Annotated in this window: 10 protein-coding genes; 7 read left to right on the forward strand and 3 right to left on the reverse strand. The window is 60.9% G+C overall.

Going from position 1 to position 12459, the window contains the following annotated elements; genetic code table 11:
* Positions 1-115: 115 nt before the first annotated feature.
* Genes ACX3PH_RS05040 through ACX3PH_RS05065 form a run of 6 tightly spaced genes read left to right on the forward strand, consistent with a single transcriptional unit; the run spans position 116 to position 7158 of the window.
* Positions 116-1078, forward strand: a complete 963-nt coding sequence (locus tag ACX3PH_RS05040; RefSeq protein ID WP_459090057.1) for a dTDP-glucose 4,6-dehydratase — start codon at positions 116-118, stop codon at positions 1076-1078.
* Positions 1075-2193, forward strand: coding sequence for a DegT/DnrJ/EryC1/StrS family aminotransferase (locus ACX3PH_RS05045; protein WP_459090059.1), 1119 nt, complete (start codon positions 1075-1077; stop codon positions 2191-2193). Before ACX3PH_RS05040 ends, ACX3PH_RS05045 begins: the two co-directional genes overlap by 4 nt.
* Entirely contained in the window at positions 2190-2810 is a 621-nt protein-coding gene (gene hisH / locus ACX3PH_RS05050; protein ID WP_459090061.1) for an imidazole glycerol phosphate synthase subunit HisH, read from the forward strand. Before ACX3PH_RS05045 ends, hisH begins: the two co-directional genes overlap by 4 nt.
* Positions 2810-4783 (forward strand): HisA/HisF-related TIM barrel protein, encoded by a 1974-nt coding sequence (locus tag ACX3PH_RS05055; RefSeq protein ID WP_459090063.1) that lies wholly within the window; start codon positions 2810-2812, stop codon positions 4781-4783. The genes hisH and ACX3PH_RS05055 overlap by 1 nt, the downstream gene beginning before the upstream one ends.
* 38 nt (positions 4784-4821) lie before the next feature.
* On the forward strand, positions 4822-5988 hold the full coding sequence (locus ACX3PH_RS05060; RefSeq protein ID WP_459090065.1) for a glycosyltransferase: 1167 nt from the start codon (positions 4822-4824) through the stop codon (positions 5986-5988).
* A gap of 9 nt (positions 5989-5997) precedes the next feature.
* A complete protein-coding gene (locus ACX3PH_RS05065; protein ID WP_459090067.1) occupies positions 5998-7158 on the forward strand; it encodes a class I SAM-dependent methyltransferase in 1161 nt (386 codons plus the stop codon).
* 668 nt (positions 7159-7826) lie between these two features.
* Here the strand turns inward: ACX3PH_RS05065 and ACX3PH_RS05070 are convergent.
* From ACX3PH_RS05070 to ACX3PH_RS05080, 3 genes are read right to left on the reverse strand one after another with little or no spacing between them, the layout of a single operon-like run.
* Complete coding sequence (locus tag ACX3PH_RS05070; protein WP_459090069.1) at positions 7827-8879, reverse strand: ATP-grasp domain-containing protein; 1053 nt, start codon at positions 8877-8879, stop codon at positions 7827-7829.
* Between the two features lie 28 nt (positions 8880-8907).
* Positions 8908-9564, reverse strand: coding sequence for a metallophosphoesterase family protein (locus ACX3PH_RS05075; RefSeq protein WP_459090071.1), 657 nt, complete (start codon positions 9562-9564; stop codon positions 8908-8910).
* A complete protein-coding gene (locus ACX3PH_RS05080) occupies positions 9561-10406 on the reverse strand; it encodes an NAD-dependent epimerase/dehydratase family protein (RefSeq protein WP_459090073.1) in 846 nt (281 codons plus the stop codon). The genes ACX3PH_RS05075 and ACX3PH_RS05080 overlap by 4 nt, the downstream gene beginning before the upstream one ends.
* A gap of 106 nt (positions 10407-10512) precedes the next feature.
* Between ACX3PH_RS05080 and ACX3PH_RS05085 the strand changes: the two genes are divergently transcribed.
* Positions 10513-12327, forward strand: a complete 1815-nt coding sequence (locus ACX3PH_RS05085; RefSeq protein WP_459090075.1) for an asparagine synthase-related protein — start codon at positions 10513-10515, stop codon at positions 12325-12327.
* The last annotated feature ends 132 nt before the right edge of the window (positions 12328-12459 follow it).

Below are 12459 nucleotides of genomic sequence, written 5' to 3' on the forward strand. Positions count from 1 at the left end.
CATGTCTCGATTCTGAGCCGGTCGTGGGGTGCTAAATCGCGAGGGAGGCTGAGCCTCTCGCCCGATACAATCGTTCGAGGCTATTTGCCTCCCACCGCAAGAAGGGCAATTCAACGTGTCGATCCGCAATAGTTCGGTGCTGGTTACGGGAGGCGCAGGCTTCATCGGGAGCCATCTGGTCGATCGCCTCGTACTGGAGGAGCCGAAGAGGCTGGTTGTCGTTGACAACTTCTTTCTGGGCAACGAAAGCAACCTCGCTGACGCGTGCGACAAATACGACGTTGAGATCCTGCGACTCGATGCATCCGACCTCGCCGCCATGCAGGATGTTGTGACTGCACATCAAATCGAGACAGTCTTCGACCTCGCCGTCGTACCCCTGCCGACATCGCTGACCTACCCGTCCTGGACCATCGCCACCAATATCGGAATCACCACCGCGTTCTGCGAGCTGGCGCGCCGCGGGCTGATCGCCAGACTGGTACACATGTCCAGTTCGGAGGCATACGGAACCAGCCGGTACACCCCCATGGACGAGGACCATCCGCACGACGCAATCACCCCGTATGCCGCCTCGAAGTCGGCAGAAGATCACATAATCCGCTCGTACGTACGTACATTCGGCATCGACGCGACCACCGTGCGTCCATTCAACAACTACGGTCCGCGTCAGAACCCCGGCTCGTACGCTGGGATCATCCCCATTGTCATCCAGCGAGTCATGGAGGGCACACCGATCGAGATCCATGGTGACGGCGAACAGACTCGCGACTTCACGTTCGTGCGGGACACCGCTGACCTCACGGTGGCAGTTGCCGAAAATCCGGACTGCAGCGGCCTTGAGTTCAACATTGCTACCGGCGTTCCGACGTCGATCAATGCGCTGGTAGCGCGGATTCTGCAGATCATGGATGCACCCGATCACCCGATCATCCACTCGCCCGAGCGCCCCGGCGATGTGAGGTCTCACCAAGCCGATGTCACCCGCCTCGTGTCGCATCTCGGCCGCCAGCCGGCCGCGCTCAGCGATGAAGGACTGCGCGAGACCGTGGCTTGGTACCAGGCCGTGTTTGCATGAGGCTGAACGTCCCGCTCACTGGAGCTGAAGAACTCCAGTTGATCCAGGAGGTGCTTGAGTCCGGCTTTCTGACCCAGGGACCGCGCGCAGCGGAGTTCGAGCGGCTGATTGCCGAACGCATCGGAAGCAACGATGCGTTCGCTGTGAGCTCAGCAACCACCGGCCTGCACCTCGCACTCCATGCCGCCGGGGTGAAACCGGGCGATGAGGTTGTCATCCCGGACTTCAGTTTTCCAGCCACCGCGAATGTCGTCGTCCAGCAGGGTGCAACCCCTGTCTTCGTCGACATTGATCTTGACACATTCAACCTCGACCCGACCCGGCTCGAGGCTGCCATCACACCGCGAACGACAGCGATCATGCCGGTGCATGCATTCGGACTCACCGCGGACATGGACCCGATCAATCAAATTGCAATGCGGCATGGAATCCCGGTTATCGAGGACGCCGCCTGTGCACTTGGTGCGACATATCATGGTCGCGAAGCCGGCACCTTGTCGCTGGCCGGGGTTTTCTCGTTCCATCCGCGCAAGATCATTACGACGGCGGAGGGCGGGATGATCACGACCTCCGACGTGGACCTCGCTGAGCGCATCCGAGTACTGCGATCGCACGGCGCTGTTCGCGGCTCCCACTACATGTCGTTTGTTGACGCTGGCTTCAACTATCGACTCAGCGATGTGCATGCCGCTATCGGCATCGGCCAGATGGCTCGGCTAAACCACATCTTGCGACGCCGTCGCGAGATCGCGGCCGAGTACGACGTCGCACTGGCCGATTTAGAAGGCGTGCGGGTGCCGGTCGTGCCGGAAGGGCTTCAGCATTCGTATCAGTCCTATGTCGTTCTTCTGGACGAAGACATTGATAGGGATCGGGTTGTCGACGCGATGAAGGCTGAGGATGTCGAAGTAACGCTTGGCACCTATTCGATGCACCTGCAGCCTTACTTTCGCGAGCGTTTCGGCATTCGGGATGAAGAGCTGCCGGCGGCGACCAGGGCGCACTTGTCTGCGCTTACCATCCCCCTCTATCCTCAGCTCGGCAGTGATGACGTGGGAAGGGTCGTGGCAACGCTGGCGCGCGCCATTGCGTCGGGAAAGACCGGACAACTATGACGGCGGACATCACAATCGTCGACTACGGCGTCGGCAACGTCGCGTCGATTGTGAACATGATCCGCAAGAGTGGCTTCACCAGCGAGTTGAGTGGTGAGCCTGACGTCATTGCCGCGGCGAACCGGATCATCCTCCCCGGTGTAGGGGCATTTGATACGGCCGCATCGAAGCTTCGGCTTTCCGGTCTTGGTGAGGTGGTTGCAGCAAAGGCAGCGGCTGGCGATCGTGTGCTCGGCGTCTGTCTGGGGATGCAGCTGTTGCTCGATGGCAGCGAAGAGGGCGACGAGGCTGGGCTGGGCATCGTGCCAGGGATGGTTCGGCGCTTTCCGCGCTCGATCGGCGGTGACGTGCTTCGCGTGCCCCACATGGGCTGGAATACGATCGCACGACAGGGCAACAGCGAAGTGCTCCCGGCAGTGGAGGAAGGCGATCGGTTCTATTTTGTGCACTCGTACTTCGCCGACCCAGCTGATCCAGCTGACACGATGGCGGTCACCAACTACGGCGTCCCATTCGCCTCGATGATCCGCCGCGGCAACGTCATTGGAGCGCAATTCCACCCGGAGAAGAGCCACCGAATGGGCGCTCGACTCCTTGCCGACTACGCGAGGTCCTGATGCTTAGTGTGCGCCCCCGCGTCATCCCCGCGCTGCTTCTCGACGGAGAGCGATTCGTCAAGACTCGACGGTTCGACAACGCGCAGTATGTCGGAGACCCAGTCAATGTCCTGAGTATCTTCAATGACCTCGAGGTTGACGAGATGTTCCTCCTCGACATCGGCGCCGCGCGAGGCAAGCCTCTGGCGTTTGAGTATCTTCAACGACTGACCACCGAATGTTTCGTCCCACTGGCATACGGCGGTGGCGTGAAATCGGTGGAGCAGGCGGATCGGTTGGTGCGCGAGGGCTTCGAGAAGATCGTCTTCAACACGACCTTGCTCAACTCGCCGGACATCGTCTCCGACACGGTCCGCGCGCTTGGCGCGCAGGCCACTGTTGCAGCGGTGGACGTGCGCGCGCTCGACGGCGAGTACAGGATTTACGGCCGAGGCGGCACCCAGCTTTCTGAACTGCGACTGCATGACTGGGCGCGGCTCGTGTCCGAGGTCGGAGCAGGAGAAGTCATGGTGACCAACATCGACCGGGAGGGCACGCGCTCCGGGCTCGATCTCGACCTCGTACGAGAAGTGACCAGGCTCCTGCCGGACCTGCCAGTGATCGCACACGGGGGTGCCGGTACGCGAAAACACCTTTCAGAGCCGATCCTTGAGGCCGGCGCGTCGGCGGTGGCTGCTGGTAGTCAGTTCGTCATGCAGGGCGGCCGTGACAGCGTGCTTGTTAATTATCCGAATGGTGAGCAGCTCACTCGTCTGTTCGAAGAGGAACGCGAGCATCGATCGAACCGGGTAGATGACGACGCGCACGTTGACCCGCGGTACGAAATTCCCGGGCGTGATCTTTCCAGTACGGTCATGTGCGAGCGCTGCATCACCACTTCTGACGTCCCAGGATCGATGCTGGATGAGGGCTCCATCTGCTACTACTGCACCCTCCATGACGAACTGGACAAGCAGTACGCAATCGGGCAAGTGAGTACCGCCGAACTGCAGGCGTTCGTCGACCGTTTGAAGCGCTCGGGTGAGGGCAAGAAGTACGACTGCATCATCGGAGTGAGCGGCGGTACCGACTCTTCGTATCTCGCCCACCTCCTTGTCAGCATGGGCGTTCGGCCACTCGCGGTTCATTTCGACAACACCTGGAACTCCCCGGTGGCGACTTCCAACATCTACGCGGTGCTCGATAAACTCGGCGTTGATTTGGAAACTTACGTTGTCGACAACAACGAGTACGACGACATTTACCGATCGTTCATCGAGGCCGGAGTCATCGACATCGACGCTCCAACAGACATCGGCTTCATGGGCGTGCTGTATCGCGCCGCGGAAAAGCATGGAATCAAACACATCGTTGAAGGACACTCCTTCCGCACCGAGGGAATTGCGCCGCGCGGGTGGATTTACATGGACGGCGGATACATCAAGTCTGTGCACCGCCAGTTCGGCACCGTGCCGATGAAAACCTTCCCCAACCTTGACTTCGGCAAGTTTCTCAAGTGGACAGCTTTTTCACGCATCGAGCGCACTCGGCCGCTCTACTGGGTTGATTATGACAAGGAGGGTGCAAAGCGATTCCTCGCTGAACAGTACGGGTGGGAGTGGTATGGCGGCCACCATCTCGAGAACCGGTGGTCGGCGTTCTGCCACAGCTACTTCATGCCCAAGCGCTTTGGAGTGAACTTCCGCCAGATCGAGTTCTCTGCGCTCATACGGTCCGGTCAGATGGATCGACAGGTCGCGATGGACCGGTTCTTCTCGTCGCGATATCCCGATCCAGAGTTGATCGAACTCGTCAAGAAGCGTCTCGGCTACGATGATCAGCGATTTGATGCGCTGATGGCCGCGCCAAAGCGCACGTACCGCGACTACCCAACCTATAAGCGTTGGTTCGAACGCCTGCGTCCCTTTTTCTGGGTCATGATGAAGCTCAATCGAGTGCCCAAGAGCTTCTACGTCAAGTTCTGCAAGCCCTGATCATCGTGCGGCAAGTATTGCAGGGCGTACGATTTGCAGTGCAGATCGTCCTTCTGAGGCTCAGCTATCTCGTCGCACTGATGAGGCGTCGACGCTCGGAGTCTCGGCTCGACTGGGTGGTCGGACCGTATGAGATCGCATCATTGGTATACGACATGGGACGCGCGCTGCCGCGGTCGCTGTCGGTTGTCCTCTCGAAGCACCGCTATTACGACCTGCCGTACGGATGGACTCCGGGGCCGCTCAACCGCTTGCCGGGCGCGGCGCGGTGGCGAGACCTGACCCTCGGTCCCTGGCAGCTAGGCCGGCTTGCAGCGGAAGCACGAGGCTTCGTCTACGTTGGCTCCGAAGGTTTCCTGAATTCGGGCCGCGACCTCCGCGAGCATGAGTTCAGGTTCTTGGAGCGCCGCGGAATCAAGATCGTGTGCTTGTTCACTGGCAATGACATTCGTTCACCCAAGCGGATGCGGGAACTTGAGCAAGAGCTGCGACGCCCGAATCTTGGAACCTACTTGGCCGACATAAACCCTGTGTTCGGCACCGACGCCTACGACGACCTGAAGAGACGAATCGCTTCAGTGGCCGACCGTTATGCCGACCTTATCTACAATGCCGACGTGGACCAGCGAGGATACCTAGAGCGTCCCGCGCGGCCCACACGATACTTTTACCCCGACGACCAGATCACTAGCTCTTTCGAGCGCTTTGAAGACTTGAGCCGTCCGGTCGTTGTACACGCACCCTCGTCCCCGATCATTAAAGGTACGCAGTTGGTGAGGGCTGCCGTCGCCGCCTTGCTGGAGGACGGCTACGAGTTCGAGTATGTGGAACTTATCGAAAAGCCGAACGCAGAGGTGAAGGCGGTCCTCGGCCGCGCGCACATAGTGCTGAATGAGTTCTATGCTTTTATGCCGGGAGTTTTCGGAGTTGAAGCGATGGCATCAGGGGCGGCCCTGGTGACCAGTGCCGATCCAGACATTGAGCCTCAGCTCCCTGCGGACTCCGCGGAAGCATGGTTGATCACCCCTCCGCACCGGGTCCTCGACCACCTGCGCCTCCTCTTGGACGAGCCGCACCGGCTCGAACCACTCGCGCGGCGCGGCGCCAAGTGGGTACACGACCATGCTTCTGCCAGCAGTTCGGGGTCGGCAACAAGTGCCGAACTAAGTGAGGTATTGGAGCGTCAGACCAAGGGGATGCACTAGCCTCGTGGCGTGACTCCACTTGCCCGAAGAGTGACCTCGCTTTGGGAGGTCCAGTCTCTCCCATTCGTACTCGGTGCTCTTGACCGGCCGCACAACATGGCTGGCTTGCCCGATTCTCTGCCGTTCGTGCTCGGGGTGGATCCGCGCACCGGGCTCGTAAGCCAAGGCGAGAACGCTACAGTGCGTAGAACTTTGGAGATGGCGTACCGGACTGCGGGGGTTATGCCGAGCAACTTCGACGCCTTCGGTGTGGGCCGCGTATATGCGGACGACTTTCTCGAATTTATAGACGAGCGATACCGCGATGTTCGAGGCCTCCGCGTGCTGGAAATTGGAAGCGGCACAGGTTACCTTCTCTCGCAGTTGCGTGACCGAGGGGCCGACGTACTCGGTGTAGAACCTGGTGCCCACGGGCAGGAGGGCGCGCGCCAGCATGGAATTGAGATCATCCACGACTTCTTCCCCTCGCCAAGGGTGACGGGCCGGTTTGACTTGATTGTGCTCAGCAACGTGCTCGAGCATCTTGAGGATCCCGTCGAGTTCCTGCGTCGTCTTCCCGATCATCTTGCGGTGGATGGTGCCATGGTGATCGGAGTGCCGGACGAAGATGCCTACATCACATCCGGGGACGTGTCCACGCTTTTCCACGAGCACTGGAGTTATTTCGACCGTCGGACGCTTGAGAACACCGCCAGGCTCGCTGGGTTGCGGATTGATAATCTCGAGAGTGCATCATTCGGCGGTTCGCTGTACGCGATTATGAGGCCTTCTGACCCACCCCTCGACTTGGTGGAGGTCGGGGAGGCAGTCGAGTTGGCTGAGCAGTACGCGCGCAGGTCAGAATCCAATGCCAACCACATCCGCGAGTTCGTCGATCAAGCAACGCGCGGCAGCCGAGCGCTCGGAGTGTATGTGCCAAGCCGCTTTGTGAACGTCGCCAAAATTGGAGCGCTGACGTTGGCGGCCGTACGTTTCTTCGACGACGACGCAAGCGCGCATGGGAAGTATTACCCCGGCTTCAGCCCGCCAATCGAGAGCCGCGAAGCGCTCATCGCTCAGCCCACCGATACGATACTGATCATGTCTCAGACGTTTGGTCCTCGACTGGCGCAGTCGCTCACGGATCTGCTTCCTGATGTGCGAGTCCAGTGTGTTGCCGACGTGCTCTAACCCAGAACTTTGTGATGCAAAGAGGGCGTGGATAACACGGTTGTCTCATGTCCTGGTGCTGGGCCACAGCGCGTGCCACTCAGCGTTCGGCGGCCCGTGCTTGAGGGTTCTTGGTATGTAGCGACCAGAGGACTCCCATGAACGTGGATGCCCCGCCCAAAATTAGGATGTCTTTCATCGCCCATTCTGGAGTGTAGGCAAACGGAGCCTCGCTGGTAGGCGCCGCAAACGTTGACGCGAGGGTATACGACAGCCACGCGAGAGCGACAGCCGCGATCACGGGACATAGAGGCGGACCATCCTGCTTGGAAAATATGCCGTCCAACTGAAGGACGGCTTGTTGGCCGCGCGGGTGAGCACAAATCCAGACAGAATGAAGAAGAACCAGACCGCTTCAGCCCCTAGTCAAGCAATGTGGAGAGGCGTGTAAACGAGCAGGTTCGCGGCAAGACCCTCGACCGGCAGGCCGTATGTCCCTGCGTTTAAGCTGTCTGAGTTTGTGAGCAAGACGTGGTACAAAAGCACGGAGAGGGCGGCCAAGCCGTGAAGCGAATCCAGCGACCGGTCTCCTTGCACACGTGAAATTCTACCGAACGGAAGGCGTACCCCGTTCCACGCAGCGGCGTTCGAAATCTGCGGGTTTCATTTCGACTGCTGCATGAAAGAACCTAGCCCGCGACCGCCACGAAACGCTCCTGCAGCCCGCGGAGCACGTAGCCGTGACGGTAGGAGAAATCTCGCTCGGGTTCTACACCGTCGAACTGAGCGCGAAGGAGGACTGTCAGTTCGTTATAGCCCACAAGTGCGCGACTCGACGAGGTGCCGCTGAACCGCGGATTCACCTCGAACACGACCGCCTTCCCGTCGACCCAGCGGCATTGGATGTTGATGGCCGCGCGGGCGCCGAGCTCACGCGCGATGCGCTCGCACTCCTGGTTGAGCTCGAATGGAGCGACGAACTCGCCTTGGGAGATTCCGCTGCTGATCGCGAGGTGTTCGCCGAGTTCTGCCCGCCCGGTGCGATTGGCAACGCGCAGTTTCGCGCCGAGTCCGCTGCGGATGATTCGGCGCATAGCGATCGAATTCACGGTCACGCCGTCCATGTCGAGCAGCACGCCGACGGTGTACTCGGAATCCTCTGTTCCGACGTATTCCTGCACGACGAACTCAGGGTAAATACCGAGAAGGTAGCGACCGAACACTCTCAGCTCGTCGGCTGACTGGGCGAGCATGATGTTCGCCGACCCGCCGCCCCCAATGGAGGGTTTCAGCACAGCGGGCAGGAAGTTGACACGCTCAAGATCCTCAACGCTGGTGATAGTCGCGCTTTGGGGGAATGCGAGGCCGTGCTCGATGAAGAACGCCGCGGTCCGGCTCTTGTCAAGACAGAGATCGATCACCGACTTGGGATTTATCGGCAAGAACACACCGAGTTGCTCGAAGCGTTCACGGTGATCGCTGATGACCCGGAGTTCGGCCTCGGATCCCGGCAACACAACATCTACCGACTCTCGCTCCGCAAGAGCGAGCAGTGCGTCGAGATAGCCATTGTCGCGCGCAGACGGGACCAGTTCGAAGGCATCGGCGCTCACTGTCGCGCTGCTCACCGTCGACGTATCCGTAGCAATGACGCGGCTGTCGATCCCAGAGAGGCGCATGGTCTTGACCAGTTGCTCACCGACGCCACCCCCACCTGCCCCGGTCACCAAAACGTTCAACACCGTCTGTGTTCCTCCGATCGTGCGGGCATCAGGCTTCCGAAATTCTTGCGCGCACATCTGGATGAACGTCGGGATATTCCGAGAGGATGGTTCGCGTATCGAGCAGGAACGAGTGCAATCGCACCTCGCCGCCATCGGAATCCCATACAGCGTAGCAGCCGTGGCGGGTGCCATCGCGGGGGAGCCCGACCGACCCCACGTTCACGAGGGTGGATGATCCTACCTGCCGGACAAATGGCCGATGTGTCTGGCCAACGAAGACGTACGGCGCTGGCAGCGCTCCGACCTCGTCATCGGGGGTGTCGGGTTGGATGCGTCCCAAGAGGGGATCACTCGGGCTTCCGTGCACCAGGAGAGCACCGCCTAATTCTGCAGTGAGGGGGAGCGTGGCGAGGTAGGCCAGAGCTGAGTCATCGAGCGACTTGCGCTGTGCGGCCAGTCGGTAGATTCGGTCTGCAGAGGTGTCGATCGGCAGGGCGCCGGCGATCATGGCATCGTGGTTGCCTTGCACGGCGATGTCCGCTGTGGTTCGCAGGATGGAGACGACCTCCGCTCCATCCGGGAAATACCCGACAGCATCCCCCAGAAAGACTCGGACGGCAGATGAGGCGAACGGAGCCTGATCGAGCAGTTGGCGGAACGCCACCGCGTTGCCGTGTACGTCCGAGAAGAGGGCGACCTTCACATTGCCTCGAAAAGGGATCGGAGACCAGCTTCGAGTCGGATGGCGGGGGCCCAGCCCAGAGCTTCGAATGCGGGCCGCAGGTCATAATCAGCCCGGAACCCATCGTTCGGGTCGGGGCGGCCGGTGTGCTCGATGGCAGAACTTGAGCCGGCGATGCCGACTATGAGTTGGGCGAGCGCTGACATTGAGACAGGCTGGCCGGAGGCGATAACGACAGGCTCTCCTCCTGGCGCCTCGACCGCGGCAAGCGCAGCGGCCGCCACGTCGTCCACGTGCACGAAGTCCTGCGTACGTTTGCCTGTGCCCAGCAATGTGATCGCCTCTCCGGATAGTGCCGCTTCGACGAATCGCCGCAACACATTAAGGTGACGCATTCCAGGGCCATAAGGCGAGCTGATCCGAAGGCTCCGCACCCGGTCCGGGAACGCGCGTGCGGCGCTCTCCTCAGCCTCTGCCTTCTCTTTCGAGTACTGACTGGTACTGCGCAGCTCGGCGTGCTCAAGGGACACACTAGACACATACACCCACCGGCCGTCGTAGGCCGCCCCCGAGAAGTGCTGCAACAGGCCGTGGTCCGTACTCCGGTTCACTGACGCTGAGGCGTCGTCGGACCATTCGCCAGCAGGGATGCGTGCCGCTGCGTGGATGATGGCGTCGACATCAGTCGGCAGCGATGCGACCGCCGCAGGATTCCCAAGATCACATCGCAGATCTCGGGCACCGCTGAGCGGTGCGGGCGGCGTCGTGTGCCAGGTTCGGACGACATCGTGGCCGCGCTCAACCGCGTACCGCGAGACCGCGCCTCCGACGAGACCAGCTGCGCCGGTGACGAGTATTCTCACGGTTCGAGTGTACTCGCGGGGCGTGGGCCGCTGGACGGCGTCGGTCGTTGGCGAAATACGAAAGTCCGCTAGCATCGTGAGTTCCGCCCTACTGAGGAGACTGTCCTTGTTCTTTGCAGCCGTTCTTGCCCCTGGGGCGCGACAGGAACGAGCCCGAGCGGCGCTCGATTTTCACGGCAACCGGTTGGCCGCAACGGGATGGTCAGGGTCAATCATCGAAGAGGAATTTCCCGGGGGCATGATCGCCTGGGACGGCGATGCCAGCCACGCAGATCTGCTGCGTGATTCGGCGCGAGGGACCCTCCTCCTTCGAGCTGGTTACCTCGCGGCTGACGATGCTTGGGCGTCCGACGGAAGACACAGCACCGAACGCCACGATGTCTGGGGGGAGTTTGCGGCAGTCGTCGTTCGCCCCTTACCTGACGGGGGTTGTGAGGTAGACGCGTTCTCAGACCCAGCGGCGTCCTGGCCCATCTACCACGCACGGCGGGATGACTCGCTCGTCATCTCCAATGACCCCCACTTCATCGCGCTCGCGCTTGGTTTGACGAAGCTGTCGGACCAAGGGGTGTATGAGGTCCTCGCCTACCACCATTCGTTGGGCGTAGAGACGACTATCGACGGCGTCGAGCGGCTTTTTCCGGGTGACAGATTGAGTGCATCTGCGTCGGACAGAGGGGTGGAGCGCGTCCGTATTGAATCTCGGGCCGCCTACGCATACACCTCCACAGGGGCGTCCACCACGGAGATCAAGCGCGAGGCGCTTGAAGGGCTGCGGCGAGGGGTTGCAGCAATCGGGCCGCTCCAGGACGGTGGATTCGCGGACGCGACCGTTCAACTTTCAGGAGGGCTTGACAGCCGTCTTACTGCCGCGGTCCTGGCCGAGATATTCCCGGAGCGACCCGATGTGGTGACCGTCGACCTCAGCAACGAAAAGGAGTTGGTGATTGCGCGCGAGGTCGCCGCGCGGCTTGGCTACCCGCATCGCACTGCATTTCTCTCGGACACAAGCCTCGCGACCATGCGGGTGGGGTGGTTATTGACCGGAGGCCAGGTATCTCCATACGCCGCTGCGGGCAACATCTTGTCGTACGAAACCGCCAGCCGTAGCGCAGATGGCCGTGTGCTCCTTATTGGGGCTTGGCCGGGTGATTGCTTGATAGGGTCCTATATTCCCCTCCTGCCGGGAATGACATCGCGTGCACTCCGGGGGCTTTTCATCCGTGACTGGGCGGACAAGCGTGGGCGCAGACGCTCAGATCTCGGCAACAGCGTCTCGGGTGCTGGCGCGGACAGAGTCGCGCGGGCCGCCCGGCGACGTCTGAGGCGAGGGGTACTCGAGTCGAGCGGGTCCACGGCTGCGCAGGCAATCAGCTTTTGGGCGATGTTCTGGCGGCAACCGTCCTTTAGTTATATCGCCCCGGCAATGCTTACGTCGCACGTGCTGCCTCTGACTCCGGTCTTGGCACGGCCCTATCTTGACCAGTTGTTGCGCCTCCGAGGCGCCCAGATCATTGGGAAGAACTTCTACCGCACCATGATCTCCCACGGATTCCCTGAACTCGCAGGGATACCGAATGCATCGACGGGGCACCCGGTCACTGACGAGCCGGCCGTCGTCACGTGGAAGCCATCATCCGTGAATGATTTGTACATGAGCCTCCCACTGTTTGTGCAGCAGGTGGCGCATTTCCTACTGGGGCGCTTCCGCAGGGGGTCAAGTGCGGGGGATAGTTCACTTGAAGCAGTGCACTGGTCTGCTGTGCTCGCCGAAGGCGGGGAGGTGGATACCGTTCCTGCGGGGAGTATCACGGTCCAGGCTGGCCCCGGCGACGACATTCATATTCGCGCAGTTGTGCGCGGGCTCCGTTGGACAGTGGATTATCTCGAGGAAGGCTCCGCTTCGCTGGCGCGGTGGTGATTTGGTCGCTGAAGCGTAAAAACCACGGTTCTGACGCTGACGACGCCACCGAGTTGGCGACGGGGAGAGCGACTGATAGTCGACGGCGTTCGGCCCTCGCGACATGGAGTGCCGATGAGGTGACTACAACGG

It is taken from the genome of Homoserinimonas sp. A520 (assembly GCF_054489245.1).

Coding starts and splice junctions, on each gene's coding strand:
- hisH (WP_459090061.1), top strand. CDS start 2,190: ATGACGGCGGACATCACAATCGTCGACTACGGCGTCGGCAACGTCGCG.
- ACX3PH_RS05055 (WP_459090063.1), top strand. CDS start 2,810: ATGCTTAGTGTGCGCCCCCGCGTCATCCCCGCGCTGCTTCTCGACGGA.
- ACX3PH_RS05045 (WP_459090059.1), top strand. CDS start 1,075: ATGAGGCTGAACGTCCCGCTCACTGGAGCTGAAGAACTCCAGTTGATC.